Origin of the sequence: Streptomyces sp. NPDC021115, from assembly GCF_044333065.1 — a bacterium.
In the GTDB taxonomy this organism is placed as follows: Bacteria; Actinomycetota; Actinomycetes; order Streptomycetales; family Streptomycetaceae; genus Streptomyces.
The window spans coordinates 36,562-56,773 of record NZ_JBIRQF010000021.1 but is presented as its reverse complement, the minus strand read 5'-3'; the positions used below and the strand labels follow the sequence as shown (position 1 = coordinate 56,773).

The window sequence follows — 20,212 nt, the reverse complement described above, 5'->3', positions numbered from 1 at the left end:
TCCCGCCCCGGTGCGGGCACCACGACGGTGCCCGCGCCGGGGCGGCGCCCTTGGGCCCCACGTCGGCGCGGGGTGGGGAAGGCCCCGCTAGACCGCCGCCTTCGCCGCGTAGGCGCGGACGTCGGCGTCCGGGTCGGCGTGGACCGTGGACAGGGCTTCGCGGGCGGCCGGGTCGGCTTCCGCCAGGGGCAGCAGGGCCAGCACTGCCGCCTTGCGGACGTCGGCGTGCGGGTCGGACAGGGCCCGGGCCAGGGCGGGGATGCCCAGGTCCGGCGCGGCGGCGGACAGGGCCGTCGCCGCGCCCCGGCGGACCTGCCAGGCGGGGTCCTCCTGGGCCGCCAGGGCCTCCGCGTCCAGCGGCGGCGGGCATCCGGCCGAGGCCAGGGCCTCCAGGGCGGCGGCCCGTACGAGGACGTCCCCGTCCCGCAGCAGCGGCGTGAGCAGTCGCCTGGCCTCCGCCGCGGGGCCGCCGGGCGCCAGGGTGCCCAGTGCGCCCGCGGTCGCCACCCGCACCTCGCGCGACGCGTCCGCGGCCCCCGGCTCCAGCGCGGTGAGCGCGTCCACCGACACCAGCCCCCGTACGGCCTGGAGGCGGACCTCGATCGCCGCGTCCGTCAGCGTCCCCGCGAACAGCTCGGCGTCGCCGAGGCTCAGCGCGCGCAGGACGTCCAGGGACGCGGCGCGCACCGACGGGTCGGGCACCGTGAGGGCGTGCAGCAGGGGGTCGCGCAAGGCGGCGTCCGGGGGCAGGACCTCGACCAGTTCGCGCAGCGAAGCGGCTGCCCCGGCGCGTACGCCGGCGTCCGCGTCGGCCAGCGCCGCCGCCAGCGCCGGGCCGGTGCCCGGTGGGGCGGTCTCGGTGAGGGTGGCGACGGCGGCGCGCCGGACGGCCGGGTCGGAGTCGGTGAGGTAGGGCCGCAGGGCCGGGAGTTCGGGCTGTTCGTCGGCGAGGGCGAGGAGTTCGAGGATGCGGGGGGAGGAGGTCGGGGTGGATGCCTTCGTACGCTCTGGCGAGGCTCCGTCGACCGGCCGTCCCGATCCGCGCGGCGCGGTCTCGCGCGGGCCCGCCGTGGCGACCTGCTCGGGGTGCACCTCGCCGATCGGCCGGGACGCGCCGCCGACCGGCGCGTACTCGTCGATCGGCACGAGGTACGGAGCCACCGGCCGGGCCGTGAACTCCATCGCCCCCGAGGCCGACTTCCGCAGGTCGAGATGGTGCAGCCAGTCCGTGTCGTCGCGCCGCGGATGGTCGGTGCGCTCGTGGTAGAGCCCCCACCGGCTCTCGGTGCGGGCGAGCGAGGACCGGGCGGCCATCTCGGCGCAGTCGCGGATGAAGCTGACCTCCGCGCAGCGCATCAGCTCGTGCGGGGTGCGGGCGCCCATGGCGGCGATGTCCCCGCGCATCCGCTCGAACGCCTCGACGGCGAGCGACAGCCGGGCGCCGCTCTTGGGCGGGGCGACGTAGTCGTTGACGAAGCGCCGCAGCTTGTACTCGACCTGCGGCTGCGGCGGCCCGTCGGGGTTCCGCAGCGGCGCGTACACGAGGGCGTGCGCTTCGGCGAGCTGGTCGCGCGGGAGTTCGCCGTCGTACGCGCGGTACCGGGCGGCGTCCGCGCCCGCCAGATCGCCGAAGACGAAGGCGCCGATCATGTAGTTGTGCGGTACGCACGCCAGGTCCCCGGCCGCGTACAGCCCCGGCACCGTGGTGCGCGCGTGGTCGTCGACCCGTACGCCGGAGGCCGAATGGCCGCCGCACAGGCCGATCTCGGAGATGTGCATCTCCACGTCGTGGGTGCGGTAGTCATGGCCGCGGCCCGCGTGGAAGGCGGCGCGGGTGGGGCGTTCGGTGGAGTGCAGGATGGATTCCAGCGCGGCCACCGACTCCTCCGGCAGATGGCTGAGCTTCAGATAGACCGGGCCGCGCTCGCTCGCCACCTCCGCCGCGAACTCGGACATCATCTGCCCGGACCAGTAGTCGGAGTCGACGAACCGCTCACCGTGCCGGTTGACCTGGTAGCCGCCGAAGGGGTTGGCGACATAGGCGCAGGCCGGGCCGTTGTAGTCCTTGATCAGCGGGTTGATCTGGAAGCATTCGATCCCAGTCAGCTCGGCGCCCGCGTGGTACGCCATGGCGTAGCCGTCGCCCGCATTGGTGGGGTTCTCGTACGTCCCGTACAGATAGCCGCTGGCGGGCAGCCCGAGCCGCCCGCAGGCGCCGGTGGCCAGGATCACGGCCCCGGCCCGTACGGTGACGAAGTGCCCGGTGCGGGTGTGGAAGCCCGCGGCGCCGACGGCCCGGCCGCCCGCGGTGAGGACGCGCACCGGCATGACCCGGTTCTCGATCCGGATGCGCTCGCGCATCTCGCGCCGCCGCAGCTGCCGGTAGAGGACCTTCTTGACGTCCTTGCCCTCGGGCATCGGCAGCACGTACGAGCCGGAGCGGTGCACTTGGCGGACCGCGTACTCGCCGTGCTCGTCCTTCTCGAACTTCACCCCGTACCGCTCCAGACGCTTGACCATGTCGAAGCCCCGGGTGGCGGTCTGCCGGACGGTGGACTGGTCGACGACGCCGTCGTTGGCGCGGGTGATCTCGGCGACGTAGTCGTCCGGTTCGGCCCGGCCGGGGACGACGGCGTTGTTGACGCCGTCCATGCCCATAGCGAGCGCGCCGGAGTGGCGGACGTGGGCCTTCTCCAGCAGCAGGACGGAGGCCCCGCGCTCGGCGGCGGTGAGCGCGGCCATGGTCCCGGCCGTGCCGCCGCCGATGACCAGGACGTCACAGGACAGCTCCTCGGCCGCGTCGAGCGAGGGGATCTCCAGGGTTTGCTCGGTTGTCACGGGTGCGCCTTTCACGTACCGAGGGATTCGAGGACCTGGCGGCGCAGCGCGACGGTCGCGGCGGCGTCGTGCGCCGCGCGCTCGCGCGGATGCGGTACGCCGAGCACCCGGGCCGTGCCCGCGCCGTCCAGGAGGGCGATGCGGTCGCCGAGGAATACCGCCTCGTCCACGTCGTGGGTGACGAAGACGACGGTGGCGTGCGTCCCGTCCAGCACCTCCACCAGCAGTCGCTGCATCCCGGCCCGGGTCTGGGCGTCGAGCGCGCCGAACGGCTCGTCCATCAGGACGGCGCGCGGCGCACCGGCCAGCGCGCGGGCGAGCTGCACGCGCTGCCGCTGACCGCCGGACAGCTGGTGCGGCAGGCGCCGGGCGTGGTCGGTGAGCCCGACCCGCTCCAGCCACTCCGCGGCCCGGGCGCGGCGCGCGGCCCGCGGTACGCCGCGGATGGCGAGCGGGAGTTCCACATTGGCGCCGACGGTGCGCCAGGGGAGCAGTGCGTCGTCCTGGAAGACCAGGGCGCGGTCGGCGTGGGGGCGGGTGAGCGGTTCGCCGTCCTGGGTGACCCGCCCGCCGAGGACCGGCAGCAGCCCGGCCAGGGTGCGCAGCAGGGTCGACTTGCCGCAGCCGGACGGGCCGACGACGGTCAGCACCTCGCCGGGGGCCACGTCCAGGTCGAGGCCGTGCAGGACCGGCGCCCCGGGGCGGCCGAGGACGGCGTCGTGCAGCCGCAGCCGCAGCCCGGGTGGGGCCGGGGCGGCGGTGCGCGGGGCGGCCTCCTGCTGGGTGGTGACATCGGACGTGGTCACGGTGTGCCCTTCCCTGTGAGGTGCGCCGACGGGGCCGTGTTCTCGGTGCGCGGCAGCCAGCGGGTCAGCCTGCGGCCCGCCACCTCCACCGCGGTGGAGGTCAGCCAGCCGAGCAGGCCGATCGTGGTCATGCCGACGAAGACGCCCGGATAGTCGACGATCGTGTAGTCCTGCCAGGTGCGGTAGCCGACCCCGTACGCGCCGGAGATCATCTCGGCGGAGATCACACAGATCCACGAGACGCCGATGCCGACCGAAAGACCGCCGAGGATGCCGGGCAGCGCGCCCGGCAGCACCACCGAGCGCAGGACGCGCCACCGCCCGCCGCCCATGGTCAGCACGGCCTCCTCCCACACCGGCGTCAGGGCGCGCACCGCGTGCCGGGTGCTGACCATGACGGGGAAGAAGGCGGCGGTGAAGGTGATGAAGACGATGCCCTGTTCATTGCTGGGGAACAGCAGGATCGCGACCGGGACGAGTGCGATGGCCGGGATCGGGCGGAGCACTTCGAGGACCGGGCTCAGCAGATCGGACACCAGCGGCGAGCGGGCGATCGCGGTGCCGACGACGACGCCGAGGACGGCGGCGAGCGCGAAGCCGGTGAGGATGCGGGTGAGGCTGTCGGTCAGGTCCTGCCAGTAGGCGCCGGTGGCCAGGCGCCCGGCGAAGGTGTGGGCGACCTGGGTGACGGTCGGGAACTGGGCGAACCGCAGCCACAGGGTGACCTTCTGCGTGGTGAGCAGCTGCCACAGGCCGAGCGCGGCCAGCAGGGAGGCGGCGCGCAGGGCGTACCGCGGCCAGGGGCGGCGGTGCCGCGGTGCGGCGGCGGGTGGGGCGGGTGCGGGGCGTACGGGGGCGGTGGCCACCGTGCCCTCTTCGGCGGAGGCGGCGGACGTGGCGGAGGCGGTCACTTCGCCTCCTTCAGCGCCGTGGCGTACGACACGAGCCGGGCGCCGGGATGCGCGGCGATCCACGTACGGGCGTTGTCCGCCGTGACGAACGCGTGCGGCTGCCCGCCGTCCTCGGCCCACACCGCCCGGTCCGCGAACCAGCGCGTCCCGGTGGCCGCGTCGGGCACGTAAGCGGCCCGGACCTTGCCCTGGTGGGCGGCGGTGAAGCGGAGCAGCTCGGCGGAGGAGCGGAAGCCGCGGACCGTGTTCTCGCCCTTGAGCCACACCTGGTCGGGGGAGGCGGGCGGGGCGGCGCGCAGCGCCTTCGCGTAGGCCCCCGCGCTCCCGTACGCCTGTTTGAGGTAGCTGTCGTCGACGAAGGAGTTCACGTCCACCGGGCCGGTCAGCTTGGCCTTGCGGAGGATCGGGACGTCCTTCTTGAGGGCGGAGATCAGCGCGGGTTTGAGGGCGGGGTCGAAGGTCGATATGCCGCCCTCGCCGTTGTAGAGGTAGACCACCTCGGGCGGCAGCCCGGTCGCCTTCGCCACCTTCTGAGCGGCGGGGAGCGGATGGTCGTCCAGATAGCGGGTGGCGTCGATCTGTGCGGACAGGAACGCCTTGAGGACGTCCGGCTTCTCCTTCGCGAACGCGTCGCGCGCGGTGACCCCGTGGAACGTCGGCAGGTCCAGCCGGGAGCCGTCGTACAGCGCCTTGGCCTTCCCCTGGAACGCCAGCAGCCCCGGCCAGGCCACGAACTGCGAGAGGGCGTCCGCGCTGCCCGACTCCAGGGCGGACGCGCCGACGGCGGGCTGCTGGTTGAGCTTCTCGATGCCGCCCTCGGGGTCGATACCGGCCTTTTGCAGCGCGCGGACGAGTGTGCCGTCGGCGGCCGAACCGACGCTGGTGGAGACCTTCTTGCCGCGCAGTCCCGACAGGTCGCGCAGCTTCGACTTCGGCGCGGTGACGACGGTGTTGAGGCCGCCGCGCAGGTTGTAGCCGGTCACGGAGACCAGCCGGGTGGGGGCGTTCAGCTGCGTACCGCGCCCGGAGTTGATCAGCAGCGGGAAGTCGCCCATCGAGCCGATGTCGACCTTCCCGGCCACCATCTGCGCGGTGATGGGCGCCCCGGTGGCGTAGTCCTGCCACTTCACCTTGTACGTGATGCCCTTGCGGTGGCCGAGCGCGCGCAGTTCGCGCTCGAAGTAGCCGAGCGACCGCAGCAGGGTTCCCGCGGTCGTGGTGTTGATGGTCTTGGACTGGTAGCCGACGGTGACGGTCACGGTCTTGCCGCCCGCTTCCGCGTCGCCGCCGCAGCCGGTCAGGGACAGCAGCAGGGCACCGGCGGCAAGGGCGGCCGGAAGGGTCGTGCGCTGCATCGGGGGGCCTTTCACCTAAGGAGATAGGGCATGTTGACCGTGACCGCGTCGGTGGGACACCGCGCGGCGCACGGGCCGCAGTACCAGCACTCGTCCACGTGCATGTACGCCTTGCCGCTGTCGGGGTGGATCGCGAGGGAGTCCAGCGGGCACATGTCCACGCACAGGGTGCAGCCGTCGATGCACTTCGACTCGTCGATCGTCACGGGAACGTCGGCACGCTGAGGCGTCAGAGGCATGGCTGTCTCCAGGGAGGGCGCTAAGGGTGGGTGGTGAAGGGGGGTGGTTCAGGCGGTACGGCGCAGCAGCCCGCTCATGGTGATCCGGTCGCCGCGGAAGCGGATGAACTCCAGGTCCACCGGGCGTCCGTCGGCCAGGTGGCTGAGCCGTTCCAGCATGAGGACGGCCGCACCGCGCGGAGCCTGGAGCACGGTGGCCGAGTGCGCGTCGGCGTTGACGGCCTCGAGGGTGATCTCGGCGGTGCCGAGCCGCTGTCCGGTGATCTTCTCGATCAGCCGGAAGACATCGGTGTTCTCCAGATCGGCGCCCAGCAGCTCGGTGCCGATGTCCATGGGGAGGTAGGTGAGGTCGAGGGAGAGCGGCAGTCCGTCGAGCTGCCGCAGCCGCTCGACGTAGAGCACATCGGAGCGTACGGGGACGCGCAGCCGGTCGGCGACGCAGGCCGGGGCGGGCACCGGACCGACGGTGCGCACCTCGTTGGTGACCCGGCCGTGTTCCTTCAGGGTCTCGGCCAGCCCCTGAAGCCGGTCGAGGCCGTGCGGATACTTCTCGGCCACGACGACCGTGCCCACGCCCGGCTGCCGTTCCACCAGGCCCTCGGCGCGCAGCAGTCCGAGCGCCTGGCGCACGGTGTTGCGGGACGCGCCGTAGTCCGCGCCGAGCGCGTCCTCCAGCGGCAGGACGCCCCCGGGGAAGCCCCCGGTCAGGATCTGGTGGCGGAGCAGATCGGCGAGCTGCCGGGCCTGGTCGGCGCGCAACCGGCGACGGCGCGCGGCAGCGAGCGGCGGGGCGTGCTCGCGGGTGCGTTCGGCTGGCATCGGCCGGCTCCGGGGTGTGCTGGGTGGGCGGCGGTTCGTCTTCGGACCATGTCGTGTTCGGACCATACCGACGGGGCCGGTGCGATGGTGTTGCCAGCACATTGCGCCACCTGGCGGACCGTTGGAAACCGGTCTGACCTGCGGCTTCCGGGGGCGAGGAAGCAAGATCTGCCACTGTGCGCGGCGAGCCCCCGGCGTTTCGCGCCGGGGGCTCGCGGGGGTTTCGCGGGGCGGTGGATCAGCTGGAGGGGAGGTTCGTCGGCAGGTCGGTGGGGATGTCGGAGGGGAGCTTGGTCGGAATGTTCGACGGGAAGTCGCTGGGGGAGGTGGTCCGGGTGAACGTGTCGTTCTCGGAGAGCGCGTCCCAGTCGACCGTGAGCGTCTTGCCGTCCCCGCTCGGGGCCACCTTGCCCATGGTGCGGTCGGTGTTGCCGTCCGCGCACTTGAACATCAGCATCTTCTCGCCGGTGTCGGTGTACTCACCGGTGCACATGTGCTTGCCCGCGATCAGGGTGGCCTTCTCACCGCCGATGGACAGGATGACCGTCTGGCCGCCGGTCTTGGCGACATAGGCGCCGGTGATCTTGGAGTCCGCGCCCCCCTCCGCCGGGGCGCTCGACTCCTGCGCCGAGGGGGTGTCCTTGGACGTGTCCTTCGTCCCCTCGTCGCTGTCACTGCCACAGGCCGTCAGCAGGAGGGCGGCCGCGGCCACCGTCCCGGCGATGCTCGCTGCCTTCTTCACGCGCGTCTCCTCGGAAATCCAGGGCTGTCAGGTATCAGGGCTATCAGGGCAGGAGCACGACAAATTAGCAGTCGCTCATGACGCCGCCGGAACAACGTGGCCGGTCACCTCACCCATACCGATGCGGACCCCGCCAGGGCCCGGTGCCCAGGCCGTGAGGGTCACCTCGTCGCCGTCCTCCAGGAAGGTCCGGGTGCCGCCGGGGAGGCGCAGCGGATCGCGGCCGCCCCAGGTGAGTTCGAGCAGGCAGCCCAGCTCGTCCGGGCGCGGGCCGCTGACCGTGCCGGAGGCGAAGACGTCGCCGGTGCGCAGCGAGGCGCCGTTCACGGTCAGGTGCGTGAGCTGCTGGGCCGCCGTCCAGTACATGGCGGAGAAGGGGGGCCGGGAGACGGTGTGGCCGTTGACGGCGACCTCGATGCGCAGATCGAACCCGCCGGGCTCGGCGGCCGAGTCGTCGAGGTACGGCAGCGGCGGTACGTCGCGGGCGGGCGGGGCGGTACGGGCCGCGGCGAGGGCGTCCAGCGGGGTGATCCAGGCGGCGAGGGAGGTGCCGAAGGACTTGCCGAGGAAGGGGCCGAGGGGGCGGTACTCCCAGGCCTGGATGTCGCGGGCGGACCAGTCGTTGAGGAGGCAGACGCCGAAGACGTGATCGTGGAACCCGGCGAGCGGCAGCGGTGTATTCAGAGGTGAGGGCGCGCCGACGACGAAGGCGACCTCGGCTTCGAAGTCGAGGCGCAGCGAGGGGCCGAACACCGGCCGGGGAGGAGCGGGCGATGCGGGGGCAGTTGATGTGGGGCCATCCGACGGAGGGGCATCCGGCGGAGGGGCATCCGGCGAGGGCGCGGGCAGGCGCTGGCCGTGGGGGCGGACGATGGGCGAGCCCGAGACGAGCACGGTGCCGGCCCGGCCGTGGTAGCCGATCGGCATGTGCTTCCAGTTGGGGGTGAGGGCGTCGCCGTCCGGGCGGAAGATCTTGCCCGCGTTGGAGGCGTGATGCTCGCTGGCGAAGAAGTCGACATAGTCCGCCACCTCGATCGGGAGGTGGAGCGCCAGGGTGGTGAGGGGGTGCATCAGGGGCTCGATGGCGGGCCGGTGCGCCGGGTTGGTCAGCCAGTCGCGCAGCTCCGCGCGGACGGCCTGCCAGACCGGACGGCCCGCGGCCATCAGCGGGTTGAGGGAGGAGGCGCCGAGCAGTTCGGCGTGCGGGGAGGCCGCGGCCGCCGCGGCGGCGCCCGCGTCCAGTACGTGGCCGCCGTAGCGCACGCCGATTTTCCGCAGATGAGGGGCGTCGGAGGTGGTGAACACGCCATAGGGGAGGTTGTCCGGTCCGAAGGGATCGCCTTCGGGCAGGTCGAGCGGGCTTCGCTGCGCCATGGGTGGTGCCTCGCCTTCTCCTCGTCGCCAGGGTGGGCCGGTCCACACCCTATGGCGCGAGGGGCCGCCACCCTTGTGGGGTGACTGCCACCTAAAGGGATGGCAATGTCCGGATAATCCTTGCTGGAGGGAGTAATTCCGAAGTAGCGTCCTTCACTAGGTCACGCACAGTGGGGGGACCACTGCGGTGGGGTGACCGAGGGGGGCTTGTGGCGAGCAGTGCCGTGCCGTTCGCGGTGGACCGTTCCGTGCCGGGGCTGATCGTGAAGATAGGCGATTACCCGCTGCACCACGGGGGCGTGGGGGCCATTCGCTCCCTGGGCCGTCTCGGCGTCCCCATGTACGCGGTCACCGAGGACCGTTGGACCCCGGCCGCCCGATCGCGCTATCTGCGGCGGGCCTTCGTCTGGCCGACCACCGGCAGGGAGCGGCCGGAGCGGCTGGTGGAGGGGCTGCTGCGGGCGGGGCGGGCGATCGGCCGTCCGGCCGTCCTGCTGCCCACGGACGAGGAGGCGGCGGTGCTGATCGGCGAGCATGCCGATGTGCTCGCCGGGCAGGGCCGGTTCCTCTTCCCGCGCACCGAGCCGGGGCTGCCCAGGCGGCTGGCCAGCAAGCAGGGGCTGCACGGGCTGTGCGTCGAGCACGGGGTGCCCACCCCGGAGGCGGCGTTCCCCGGTTCGTACGCGGACGTCAAGGCGTTCGCGGTGAGCGCGCGGTTTCCGGTCGTCGCCAAGAACCGGGAGGCGTTCGAGCGGCGGCGGCAGCCCGCGGTGGGCGGCACGACCCGGATCGCCGGGCCGCGCGAGCTGCTGGCGCTGGCCAGGAACTGGGGGCCGCGGCCCGGGGTGGTGCTCCAGGAGTACCTGCCGCGGGAGTCCGCCGAGGACTGGATCGTGCACGCCTACTTCGACGCGGAGTCCACGCCGCTGGCGATGTTCACCGGCGTCAAGGTGCGGTCCTGGCCGCCGCACGCGGGCATGACGGCGTGTGCGTACGCGGTGGACAACAAGGAGCTGGCCGGGATGACGGCCCGGTTCATCCGGCGGATCGGCTTCAGCGGCATCGTCGATCTGGACTGGCGCTTCGACCGGCGGGACGGGCGGTACAAGCTGCTGGACTTCAACCCGCGGATGGGCGCGCAGTTCCGGCTCTTCGAGAACGAGGCGGGACTCGACGTCGTCCGGGCCCAGCACCTCGATCTGACGGGGCGCACGGTGCCCGAGGCCGAGCAGTTGGCGGACCGGCGGTTCGTCGTGGAGAACATCGACCTGCCCGCCCTGCTCGCCTACCGCCGCAGTGGATACACCACGCCGCACGCGCCCGCCCGGGCGAGCGGCACCGAGCTGGCCTGGGCCGCGCGTGACGACATGCGGCCGTTCTTCACCATGCTGGCGCGCTGCGTGGGGCCCGGTGCGGCGCATCTGTACCGGATGTGGCGCGCCAAGAACAGGTGACACCCAGGGGAGGGGATTCGTGAACGATCCGGTAGTAGTCATCGGGGCCGGTCCGTACGGTCTGTCGACCGCCGCCCACTTACGCGCCCGCGGCCTGCCGGTCCGCGTCTTCGGGGAGCCGATGGTGAGCTGGCGCGAGCAGATGCCCGCGGGCATGCTGCTCAAGTCCACCCCGGTCGCGTCGACCATCGACGCACCGCAGCCGGGGCACACCCTGCTGGACTACTGCCACGCGGTGGGCGGCGAGCGGTATCAGTCCGACTGGGACATCATCCCCGTCGAGACCTTCGCGGAGTACGGGCTGTGGTTCCAGGAGCGGCTGGTGCCGGATCTGGAGCGGACCCGGGTGGTGGCCGTCGACCGGCGGGGCGGCCGCTTCGAGCTGAAGCTGGACTCGGGGGAGCAGTTCACGGCGCGGGCGGTCGTCGTGGCCAGCGGGCTCGACGGGCTCGCCCATCTGCCCGCCGAGTTCGCCGCCGCCGTCCCCGACGGACCGTCCGCCGCCGGGCCGGTCTCGCACAGTTCGCACCACCGGGACCTCGGGCGGTTCGCGGGGCGCACGGTGGTGGTGGTCGGCGCCGGGCAGTCGGCGCTGGAGAGCGCGGTGCTGCTGGCCGAGGCGGGCGCCGCTTCGGTGCGGGTGGTGGCCCGGGGGAAGGCCGCCGTCTCCTTCGGCGCCCCGCCGGACCGTCAGCCCCGGCTGCGGCCCGAATCGCCCTTCGGGCGCGCCTGGTCGCTGTATGCGCTGTCGTACCACGCGGCGGGTTTCCGGCGGCTGCCCGCACCGGTCCGGGAGTATCTGGTGCGCTCGGTGCTCGGGCCCAAGGGCGCCTGGTGGCTGCGCGGGCGCTTCGCGGGGCGGGTGCAGGTCACCCAGGGAGTGCGGATCACCCGGGTCACCGTGGAGAGCGGCGGCAGGCCGGTGCTCACGCTGCGCCGCGGCAGCGGCCGGGTCGGCGAGCTGGCCGCGGACCACGTCATGGCCGCGACGGGCTACCGGATGGATCTGGCCGCGCTCGGCTTCCTCGGCGCCGAGCTGCGCGCCCAAGTGGAGACCGGCGCCGGCGGGCCCCGGCTGGACGCGGGGTACGGCTCGTCCGTGCCGGGGCTGTATTTCACCGGGCTCCCGGCGGCGGCCTCCTTCGGCCCGGTGATGCGGTTCGTCTGCGGCACGGAGTACGCGTCGCCCCGGCTGGCGAAGGCGGTGGCCGCCACGCACGGCTAGGCGATCCGGGCCCCGGGACACCCCGTGGGCCCGGCCGCGGCCCCCGGCCGGTGAACGGCCTGGGGCCGCATGATGAATGATCTGCTGGTGATCGCGGTACCGGGTGGGTGAGCCGGTCGATCCGGGCGAGGGCCTTGTGCGGCGCACAAGGCGGGAAGGCGCCCACAGTGATCGATACCCGACCGGATACGCTGCCTTTTGGTGGAGGCGGCGACACATCGACATTCCGCGTGAACGTAGGCAGACAGGAGTACCCCGTGAGCGTCATCGGGCCCTTCGGGCTGAGCGTGCGGGACCAGACTCTGGAAGCCGACACCCAGGCCGGGCTGACGGCTGTCGAAGAGGGCCTGTTGGAGGCCACCAAGAGCGACGTGCCCTTCATCACCGAGGCCGCCCAGCATCTGGTGCGCGCGGGCGGCAAGCGTTTCCGGCCACTGCTGGTGCTGCTGGCCGCGCAGTTCGGCGATCCGTACGCCCCCGGTGTGGTGCCCTCGGCGGTCGTCGTCGAGCTGACCCATCTGGCCACGCTCTACCACGACGACGTGATGGACGAGGCGGACGTGCGGCGCGGGGTGCCCAGCGCCAACGCCCGCTGGGGCAACTCGGTCGCGGTGCTCACCGGTGACTTCCTCTTCGCCCGCGCCTCCCACGTCCTGGCCGATCTGGGACCGGAGGCGGTGCGGGTCCAGGCCGAGGCGTTCGAGCGGCTGGTGACGGGCCAGATCCTGGAGACAGCGGGACCGCGCGGCCGCGACCCCATCGAGCACTATCTCGACGTCCTCGCGGGCAAGACGGGTTCGCTGATCGCCGTCTCGGGGCGGTTCGGCGCGATGATGTCGGGCGCCGACGAGTCCATCGTCAACATCCTGACCCAGTACGGGGAGCGGCTGGGGATGGCCTTCCAGCTGGCGGACGACGTGCTGGACATCGCCAGCGACAGCCATGAGTCCGGCAAGACCCCCGGCACCGATCTGCGGGAGGGTATCGCCACCCTCCCCGTCCTGCATCTGCGGGCGCAGGCGGAGGCGACCGGTGCGCCGGAGGACCGGGAGCTGTGCGAGCTGCTGGCGGGCGACCTCACCGACGACGCCCGCCACGCGGAGGTGCTGCGGCGGCTGCGCGCCCACCCCGCCCTGGAGCAGGCCCGCCAGGACACGCTGCGCTATGCGGCGGAGGCCCGTTCGATGCTGGCCCCGCTGCCGGCGGGCCCGGCGAAGTCGGCCCTGGAGGGCCTGTGCGACGCGGTGGCCCACCGCGCCGGATGATCCGGGCGTTTTCGCGGTAGCGAGACCCCCTACGGGATACCCCGAGGGGGATCCGCCCCGTGGCGCGGATCGTCATACCCGAGAGGTACGCGGACTTGATCCTGCGGGCTGACGTATCGGGCCTTCCGATTTGGTGGGATGAGAACACCACCACATGGCGGGATCGGGAGACAATGGCCCGAGAGGTGGACGAGTGCAGGCTGACAACCGCCGCCGACGACGGAGGTAGAGCAACATGGCACGGATCCGACCGATACAGGTCGCCGACGACGGCTTCTGGGACGAGGAACGACCAACACGGCGCACCAAGGCGCTCCGCTACGGGGCGCCGGTCGCGGTGGCGGGCATCGCTGCCGCGACGATCGGGCTCGTCCCGGCGCTGGCCAGCAGCGGTGCCCCGGATCTGCCGAAGATCACGGCGCAGCAGCTGATCAGCAAGATGGCCGCCTCGGACCAGCAGCAGGTGTCCGGCTCGCTGAAGATCACCACCGACTTGGGTCTGCCCACGCTGCCGGGCGGCGGCTCCCTCGCCGGGGCCGCGAACGACCTCGCGGGCGACAAGGGCGCGACCGCCTCGCCGGAGTCCAAGCTCACCGAGCTGGTGTCCGGGACGCACACGCTGCGGGTGGCCGCCGACGGCCCCGACAAGCAGCGGGTGTCGATCGTCGAGAACGCCGCCGAGTACAGCATGATCCACAATGGTGATCAGTTGTGGGCGTACGACAGCGGCAGCAACTCCGTCTTCCACTCGAAGGACGCCGGGGGCAAGCGCGACCACCGGAGCGAGACGCCCCGCGACCTGGGGGACGCCACCCCGCAGCAGTTCGCCAAGCAGATGCTCGCCGCCGTGGACAAGACCACCGAGGTGACGGTCGACGGCACCACCAGCGTCGCCGGGCGGGACGCCTACCAGCTGCTGATCAAGCCCAAGCAGAGCGCGTCCACGGTCGGCTCGGTCCGGATCGCGGTCGACGCGGACAACGGGGTGCCGCTGAAGTTCACCCTCACCCCGAAGAGCGGCGGCAAGGCCGCCATCGACGTGGGCTTCACCAAGGTGGACTTCGGCAAGCCCGCCGCGGGCACCTTCGACTTCACCCCGCCCAAGGGCGCCAAGGTCACCGAGGACGGCGCCCGCGGCCCGGGCCACCAGGAGAAGGGCTTCAAGGGCCGGCCGGGCGGCGCGGACGCCATGGCGGGGTCGCTGTCCGGGCTGAACGTCACCGGCGAGGGCTGGGACACCATCGCCCGCCTCGACGACGGCCAGAAGTCCGGTGCGAGCGGCGAGGCGCCCTCCGCCCCGAAGAGCGGCGACGGCGGAGCGGCCTCCGGCCTCCTCGGCAGCTTCGGCAAGAAGGTCAAGGGCGACTTCGGCTCCGGCACGGTGTTCAGCACCCGCCTGGTGAACGCGCTGATGACCGACGACGGCAAGGTCTTCGTCGGCGCGGTCGACAAGGACGCCCTGGTCGCGGCCGCCAACAAGGCCAAGTAGAAGAACCGGGAAGGAGAGCCCGTGGACGAGCCGTCCCCCGATGCCGTGGTGGAGACCCGCGGGCTCACCAAGCGCTACCGGGGCGGACAGCTCGCCGTGGACGGGCTCGACCTGACCGTGCCGCGCGGCAGCGTCTTCGGCTTCCTCGGGCCCAACGGCTCGGGGAAGACGACGACGATCCGCATGCTCATGGGCCTGATCGAGCCCACCTCGGGCGGCGCCCGGCTGCTGGGGCGGCCGATGCCGCGTGCCGCCCGCAGCGTGCTGCCGAGGGTGGGCGCCCTCATCGAGGGGCCCGCCCTCTACCCGTATCTGAGCGGCCGGGACAATCTGCTGCGCTACGACGCCGCCGACCCGACCGCCGACCCCCGCACCCGTGCCGCCCGCGCCGCGGCCGCCCTGGACCGGGTCGGGCTCGGGGCCGCGGCGGGGAAGAAGGCGCGGGCGTACTCGCTGGGGATGAAGCAGCGCCTCGGTCTGGCCGCCGCCCTGCTCCAGCCGCGTGAGCTGCTGGTGCTCGACGAGCCGACCAACGGGCTCGACCCCCAGGGCATGCGCGAGATCCGCACCCTGGTGCGCGAGCTGGCCCGGGAGGGCACCACGGTCTTCCTCTCCTCGCACCTCCTGGACGAGATCGAACAGGTCTGCACCCATGCGGCGGTCATGGCCCAGGGCCGTCTGATCGCCCAGGGCACGGTCGCCGAGCTGGCGGCGGGCAGCCGCGGCAGGCTGTCCGTCACCACGCCGGACCCGGCCGACGCCGTCCGCGTCCTCAAGGAGCACGGGGTGACGGACCTGGTGGTCCTGGAGGAGCGGGTCTCCGGGGAGCTGCCCACGCCCGCGCCCGAACCGGCCGACCTGAACGCCGCCCTGGTGCGCGCCGGGGTGCGGGTACGGGCCTTCGGCGCCGAGGGCGCCTCGCTGGAGGACGCCTTCGTCGCGCTCACCGGGGAGGGATTCGATGTCGCGGGCTGAAGCGACGGGAGCGGCTGAAGCGACGGGAGTGGCTGAAACGGACGGGGTGCCCCGGCCGCGTCCGCTGTGGACCCTGGCCCTCTTCCGCAGCGAGCTGTCCACCACCTTCCGCCGCTGGCGCACGTTGGCGCTGCTCGGGGTGCTCGCGGCCGTCCCGGTCCTGATCGGCGTCGCCGTGAAGATCGAGACCAGCGACGGCGGCGGCTTCGGCCGGGGCGGCGGAGGCGGGGGAGGCGGCGGAAGCGGTGACGGGCCCGCCTTCTTCTCCCAGATCACCAACAACGGGATCTTTCTCGTCTTCGCCGCGCTGGCGGCGACGCTGCCCGTCTTCCTGCCCATGGCCATCGGCGTGATCGCCGGAGACTCCATCGCCGGTGAGGCGGGCCAGGGGACGCTGCGCTATCTGCTGGTCGCCCCCGCCGGGCGCACCCGGCTGCTGCTCGCCAAGTTCGTCACCATCCTGGCGTTCTGCCTGGCCGCGACCCTGGCGGTGGCCGCCGCCGGGCTCGCGACCGGGGCGATGCTGTTCCCGCTCGGCGATGTCACGCTGATCTCCGGCACCTCGGTGTCCTTCGGGGACGCGCTGGTGCGGGCGCTGGGCGTGGCGGGCGTCGTGGCGGTGTCCCTGGTGGGGATCGCGACGGTGGGCCTGTTCATCTCCACCCTCACCAACAGCGGCATCGCGGCCATGGCGACCACCGTCGGGCTCGTGGTCACGGTGCAGATCCTGGACACGATCCCGCAGCTGCACGCGATCCATCCGTATCTCTTCCCGCACTACTGGCTCAGCTTCGCGGATCTGCTCCGCCAGCCGGTCTACTGGGACCAGCTGATCAAGAACGCCGAGTTGCAGGGGCTGTATCTGGCCGTGTTCGGCTCGGCGGCCTGGGCCCGGTTCACGGCGAAGGACATCACGGTCTGAGCGGTCCGGTGGTCCGAGCGGGCCGAGCGCGCCGAGCGGGCCGAGCGGTCCGAGCGGTCCGTACGCCAGGCGTACGGACCGCTCAGAAATGCCGGAGTGTCAGGCGGACAGCGTCCAGAGGGCATACGCGATGGCGTCGCTGTTGCGGTCCAGCGCGGTGTCGTTGGTGTTGGACGTGGTGTCGCACGACCGGTGGTAGCAGCTGTCGAACGCCTTACCGGAGGTGCCGCCCCACTTCTGGGCCTGGGCGGCGGTCTTGATGTAGTCGGCGCCGCTGAACAGGCCGCCCACCGGGATGCCCGCGTTCTTGAACGGCGCGTGGTCGGAGCGCCCGTCGCCCTCGGTCTCTATCTCCGTCGGGACGCCCTTGGTGGCGAAGAAGTCCTTGAAGACCCCTTCGAGCCGGGTGTCGTCGTCGTAGACGAAGTAACCGGGGTTGGGCGAGCCGATCATGTCGAAGTTGAGATAGCTGTCGATCTTCGCCCGGTTGGCGGACGACAGCCCGCTGACGTAGTTCCGGGACCCGACCATGCCCAGCTCCTCGGCGCCCCACCAGGCGAACCGCAGATGCTTGGTGGGCTTCAGCCCCGAACGGGCCACGGTGAGCGCGGCTTCCAGGACACCGGCGGACCCCGAGCCGTTGTCGTTGATGCCGGGCCCGGCGGAGACGGAGTCCAGGTGGGCACCGGCGAACACCACCTTGTTGGTGTCGCCGCCGGGCCAGTCGGCGATGAGGTTGTAGCCGGTGGAGCCGCTGGAGGTGAACTGCTGGACCGTGGTGGTGAACCCGGCCGCGTCCAGCGCGCCCTTGATGTAGTCGAGGGACGCCTTGTAGCCGGGGCGGCCGTGGGCGCGGTTGCCGCCGTTGGCGGTGGCGATGGACTGGAGCTTGGTCAGATGGGCCTTGACGTTCGCGAGGGGCACGTCCGGTACGGCGAGGGCGGCGGCCGCCGGGGGCGGCGGGGGAGCCGCGGCGGCCGCGGAGGTGGCGGGGACGGCCGAGACCAGCGCGGCTATGGCCGCTCCGGCGGCGACGGCGGTGGCCGCCCGGCGGGACGCGGAACGCCTCGCGGATCTTCGGGGGGTGGCGATGCGGTGCGGATCAGCACATGACGACATGGGGGGCTCCGATTCCGAACGGGAACTGCACGGAATGACGTGACGCTGTGTGATGCACGTACGTACGTTTACCCATGGGGGTGGGTGGTGGAGCAGTCGTACAAAATGAACGCCGTAATGGCGCGAGGCTGATGCTCCGGGTGGGGCTGACCCCGCGTCAAGAGCGGAAACCGGACATCAACCGCCGGATATCGGTCCCGGCCGTGCCTCCGCCGCCTCCGCCACCGCCCTGGCCGGGGCCGCGGCCGCCAGCCCGGCGGCCTCCGCCAGCTCCCGGCGGGCCCGCCGCCCGGCCCGCAGCGCGTCCCAGGTGAGCAGCGCCAGCGCGAGCCAGACGAGGGCGAAGCCCGCCCACCGCTCGGGCGGCATCGACTCGTGGAAGACGACAAGACCGAGGATGAACTGGGAGGTGGGGGTGAGGTACTGGAGCATCCCGATCGTCGACAGCGGCAGCCGCACCGCCGCGGCCCCGAAGAGGATCAGTGGCACCGCCGTGATCAGCCCGCAGCTCACCAGCAGCGCCGAGTGCCCGATGCCGCCGCTGCCGAACGTGCTGTCGCCGCGCGCCTGGAGGAACAGCAGGAAGCCGAACGCGGGCAGGAACTGGACGGCCGTCTCGGCGGCCAGCGACTCCAGCCCGTCCAGCCCGATCCGCTTTTTGACCAGGCCGTACGTGGCGAAGGAGAACGCCAGGGTGAGCGCGATCCAGGGCAGCTTGCCGTAGCCGATGGACAGGACGACCACCGCCACCACGCCCACGCCGACCGCCGCCCACTGCGCCGGGCGCAGCCGCTCGCGCAGCAGCAGGACGCCGAAGCCGATGCTGACCAGGGGGTTGATGAAGTATCCGAGCGCGGTCTCGACCACGTGCCCGCTGTTGACGCCCCAGATGTACAGGCCCCAGTTGACGGATATCGCGGTCGCGGCGACCGCGACGAGACCGAGCCGCCGGGGCTCCCGCAGCAGCGGGCGGATCCAGGACCGGCGGCGCAGCACCAGCAGCACGAGCCCGACGATCACCAGCGACCAGACCATGCGGTGGGCGAGGATCTCGACCGCCCCGGCGGGCTGGAGCAGTGGCCAGTAGAGCGGGGCGAGGCCCCACAGACCGTACGCGGCGAAGCCGTAGACGAGCCCGGAGCGGTCCTGGTGGGCTTGAGTCTGCGGCGGTGATTGCGGCTGCACGAAGGCCCCTCCCCGACGGCGTGACGGGCCCTGAAGAGGTGCCCGTCCGAAGGTAACGCCGGGTGGCCCGCCTGTCATCACCGTATCCGCGATACGGGACTGACAGGCGGACCGGGCCGCTCAGCCCTTGAGGGCCACCGCGACGGAGTCCGCGATCGGCGTGGTCGGGCGGCCGATCAGCCGGGACAGGTCGCCGGGGGTGGCGGCCAGCAGCCCGCGCCCGATCGCCGTGTCGACGTCGGCCAGGATGGCGGCCAGCGGCTCGGGCAGGCCCGCGCCGGTCAGGATCGCCTGGACCTCCTCCTCGGACACGGCGCGGTAGACGATCTCCTTGCCGGTCTGCCGGGCGATCTCGGCGGCGTACTCGGCGAAGCTCCAGGCGGTGTCGCCGGACAGCTCGTACGCGGTGTTCTCGTGGCCCTCGCCGGTCAGTACGGCGACGGCGGCCGCCGCGTAGTCGGCGCGCGTGGCGGAGGCGACCCGGCCCTCGCCCGCGGCGGCGACTACGGCGCCGTGCTCCAGCACGGGGGCCAGCCGCTCGGTGAAGTTCTCGTTGTACCAGCCGTTGCGCAGCAGGACGTACGGCAGACCGGACGCGGTGATGGCCTGCTCGGTGGCCCGGTGCTCGTCGGCGAGCGTGAAGTCGGCGGCCGGGCCGCCCAGCACGCTGGTGTACGCGAACAGCGCGACCCCGGCCTCCTTGGCGGCGTCGATGACGGCCTGGTGCTGCGGGATGCGCTGCCCGATCTCGCTGCCGGAGATCAGCAGCACCTTGTCGCCCGCGGCGAAGGCGCCGCGCAGCGTCTCGGGGTGGCTGTAGTCGGCCACCTTCAGGGTGACGCCGCGGGCGGCGAGCGGGGCGGCCTTGTCGGCGTCGCGTACGACCGCGGTGACCTGGTCGGCCGGAACCTTCTCCAGCAGGCCGTCGATGACGAGGCGGCCGAGGGCCCCGGTGGCTCCGGTGACGACGATGCTCATGGGTGGATCTCTCTCCTCTGGATCTTCTTCTGGATGCGTGATCCACCCTAGGCGCAGCGCTAACCATTCGAAAGTACCCACTTTGAAGTAAGGTACTGGCATGTACGTAAGCAAGGACGGTCCGGTCTGTCCCTCGCGGCTGATCCTGGAGCACATGACCAGCCGCTGGGGTGTGCTGGTCTTCGCCGTGCTGCTGGAGGGCCCCCGCCGCTTCAGCGAGCTGCGGCGCGAGATCGGCGCGGTGAGCGAGAAGATGCTCGCCCAGACGCTCCAGACCCTGGAGCGCGACGGTTTCGTCCACCGCGAGGCGCACCCCGTCATCCCGCCGCGGGTGGACTACTCGCTGACCGGGCTGGGCCGGGAGGCGGCGAGCCGGGTGTGGGCGCTGTCGGGCTGGGCGGAGGAGCACGCCCCGCAGGTGCTGGCGGCCCGGGAGACGTACGACGCGGCCCGGGAGGCATACGAAGCGGCCAGGCCGGGTGCGTAGACCCGGCCTGGCCGCGTTGGTTGTCGGAC

18 protein-coding genes are annotated in these 20,212 nt (G+C 72.6%); 7 read left to right on the top strand and 11 right to left on the bottom strand.

The window, feature by feature from the left end:
- Positions 1–87: 87 nt before the first annotated feature.
- The 8 genes from ACH4TL_RS38490 to fahA all read right to left on the bottom strand — a co-directional run bounded on the left by ACH4TL_RS38490 (position 88) and on the right by fahA (position 9,084).
- The gene (locus ACH4TL_RS38490; RefSeq protein WP_398325209.1) at positions 88–2,838 is read right to left on the bottom strand and encodes a fumarate reductase/succinate dehydrogenase flavoprotein subunit; all 2,751 of its coding nucleotides are present in this window, start codon (positions 2,836–2,838) and stop codon (positions 88–90) included.
- Between the two features lie 11 nt (positions 2,839–2,849).
- Positions 2,850–3,575, bottom strand: coding sequence for an ABC transporter ATP-binding protein (locus ACH4TL_RS38485; protein ID WP_398325474.1), 726 nt, complete (start codon positions 3,573–3,575; stop codon positions 2,850–2,852).
- A 65-nt stretch (positions 3,576–3,640) separates the two neighbouring features.
- Entirely contained in the window at positions 3,641–4,429 is a 789-nt protein-coding gene (locus tag ACH4TL_RS38480) for an ABC transporter permease (protein WP_398325471.1), read from the bottom strand.
- A 122-nt stretch (positions 4,430–4,551) separates the two neighbouring features.
- A complete protein-coding gene (locus ACH4TL_RS38475) occupies positions 4,552–5,910 on the bottom strand; it encodes an ABC transporter substrate-binding protein (protein WP_398325206.1) in 1,359 nt (452 codons plus the stop codon).
- Positions 5,911–5,921: 11 nt separating this feature from the next.
- A complete protein-coding gene (locus ACH4TL_RS38470; RefSeq protein WP_358627876.1) occupies positions 5,922–6,149 on the bottom strand; it encodes a ferredoxin family protein in 228 nt (75 codons plus the stop codon).
- 48 nt (positions 6,150–6,197) lie between these two features.
- Entirely contained in the window at positions 6,198–6,968 is a 771-nt protein-coding gene (locus ACH4TL_RS38465) for a GntR family transcriptional regulator (protein ID WP_398325203.1), read from the bottom strand.
- Between the two features lie 238 nt (positions 6,969–7,206).
- The gene (locus ACH4TL_RS38460; protein ID WP_398325200.1) at positions 7,207–7,710 is read right to left on the bottom strand and encodes a hypothetical protein; all 504 of its coding nucleotides are present in this window, start codon (positions 7,708–7,710) and stop codon (positions 7,207–7,209) included.
- A 75-nt stretch (positions 7,711–7,785) separates the two neighbouring features.
- Positions 7,786–9,084, bottom strand: a complete 1,299-nt coding sequence (gene fahA / locus ACH4TL_RS38455; protein ID WP_398325197.1) for a fumarylacetoacetase — start codon at positions 9,082–9,084, stop codon at positions 7,786–7,788.
- Between the two features lie 209 nt (positions 9,085–9,293).
- On the opposite strand from fahA, the gene ACH4TL_RS38450 reads away from it, so the two are divergent.
- From ACH4TL_RS38450 to ACH4TL_RS38425, 6 genes are all read left to right on the top strand, one after another.
- On the top strand, positions 9,294–10,538 hold the full coding sequence (locus ACH4TL_RS38450) for an ATP-grasp domain-containing protein (protein WP_398325194.1): 1,245 nt from the start codon (positions 9,294–9,296) through the stop codon (positions 10,536–10,538).
- A 19-nt stretch (positions 10,539–10,557) separates the two neighbouring features.
- Positions 10,558–11,763 carry an FAD-dependent oxidoreductase gene (locus ACH4TL_RS38445; RefSeq protein WP_398325191.1) on the top strand — a complete coding sequence of 402 codons (1,206 nt, stop codon included), beginning with the start codon at positions 10,558–10,560 and terminating at the stop codon, positions 11,761–11,763.
- A gap of 257 nt (positions 11,764–12,020) precedes the next feature.
- Positions 12,021–13,028, top strand: coding sequence for a polyprenyl synthetase family protein (locus ACH4TL_RS38440; RefSeq protein ID WP_398325188.1), 1,008 nt, complete (start codon positions 12,021–12,023; stop codon positions 13,026–13,028).
- 235 nt (positions 13,029–13,263) lie between these two features.
- Positions 13,264–14,517 carry an outer membrane lipoprotein carrier protein LolA gene (locus ACH4TL_RS38435; RefSeq protein WP_398325185.1) on the top strand — a complete coding sequence of 418 codons (1,254 nt, stop codon included), beginning with the start codon at positions 13,264–13,266 and terminating at the stop codon, positions 14,515–14,517.
- Between the two features lie 21 nt (positions 14,518–14,538).
- Positions 14,539–15,492, top strand: a complete 954-nt coding sequence (locus ACH4TL_RS38430) for an ABC transporter ATP-binding protein (protein ID WP_398325182.1) — start codon at positions 14,539–14,541, stop codon at positions 15,490–15,492.
- Positions 15,479–16,414 (top strand): ABC transporter permease, encoded by a 936-nt coding sequence (locus ACH4TL_RS38425; RefSeq protein ID WP_398325178.1) that lies wholly within the window; start codon positions 15,479–15,481, stop codon positions 16,412–16,414. Before ACH4TL_RS38430 ends, ACH4TL_RS38425 begins: the two co-directional genes overlap by 14 nt.
- A gap of 99 nt (positions 16,415–16,513) precedes the next feature.
- Here the strand turns inward: ACH4TL_RS38425 and ACH4TL_RS38420 are convergent, their stop codons facing one another.
- The 3 genes from ACH4TL_RS38420 to ACH4TL_RS38410 form a co-directional block, all read right to left on the bottom strand.
- Entirely contained in the window at positions 16,514–17,533 is a 1,020-nt protein-coding gene (locus ACH4TL_RS38420) for a M28 family metallopeptidase (protein ID WP_398325175.1), read from the bottom strand.
- Between the two features lie 177 nt (positions 17,534–17,710).
- Entirely contained in the window at positions 17,711–18,718 is a 1,008-nt protein-coding gene (gene rarD, locus ACH4TL_RS38415; protein ID WP_398325172.1) for an EamA family transporter RarD, read from the bottom strand.
- Positions 18,719–18,838: 120 nt separating this feature from the next.
- Positions 18,839–19,696 (bottom strand): SDR family oxidoreductase, encoded by an 858-nt coding sequence (locus ACH4TL_RS38410; RefSeq protein WP_398325169.1) that lies wholly within the window; start codon positions 19,694–19,696, stop codon positions 18,839–18,841.
- Between the two features lie 100 nt (positions 19,697–19,796).
- Between ACH4TL_RS38410 and ACH4TL_RS38405 the strand changes: the two genes are divergently transcribed.
- Entirely contained in the window at positions 19,797–20,183 is a 387-nt protein-coding gene (locus ACH4TL_RS38405; RefSeq protein WP_398325166.1) for a winged helix-turn-helix transcriptional regulator, read from the top strand.
- Positions 20,184–20,212 lie beyond the last annotated feature (29 nt).

Excerpts from the sequence above, each read along its gene's own strand:
- ACH4TL_RS38465 (WP_398325203.1), bottom strand. The coding sequence starts at position 6,968 with ATGCCAGCCGAACGCACCCGCGAGCACGCCCCGCCGCTCGCTGCCGCG.
- ACH4TL_RS38425 (WP_398325178.1), top strand. The coding sequence starts at position 15,479 with ATGTCGCGGGCTGAAGCGACGGGAGCGGCTGAAGCGACGGGAGTGGCT.
- ACH4TL_RS38405 (WP_398325166.1), top strand. The coding sequence starts at position 19,797 with ATGTACGTAAGCAAGGACGGTCCGGTCTGTCCCTCGCGGCTGATCCTG.
- ACH4TL_RS38470 (WP_358627876.1), bottom strand. The coding sequence starts at position 6,149 with ATGCCTCTGACGCCTCAGCGTGCCGACGTTCCCGTGACGATCGACGAG.
- ACH4TL_RS38420 (WP_398325175.1), bottom strand. The coding sequence starts at position 17,533 with ATGTCGTCATGTGCTGATCCGCACCGCATCGCCACCCCCCGAAGATCC.
- fahA (WP_398325197.1), bottom strand. The coding sequence starts at position 9,084 with ATGGCGCAGCGAAGCCCGCTCGACCTGCCCGAAGGCGATCCCTTCGGA.
- ACH4TL_RS38410 (WP_398325169.1), bottom strand. The coding sequence starts at position 19,696 with ATGAGCATCGTCGTCACCGGAGCCACCGGGGCCCTCGGCCGCCTCGTC.
- ACH4TL_RS38435 (WP_398325185.1), top strand. The coding sequence starts at position 13,264 with ATGGCACGGATCCGACCGATACAGGTCGCCGACGACGGCTTCTGGGAC.
- ACH4TL_RS38475 (WP_398325206.1), bottom strand. The coding sequence starts at position 5,910 with ATGCAGCGCACGACCCTTCCGGCCGCCCTTGCCGCCGGTGCCCTGCTG.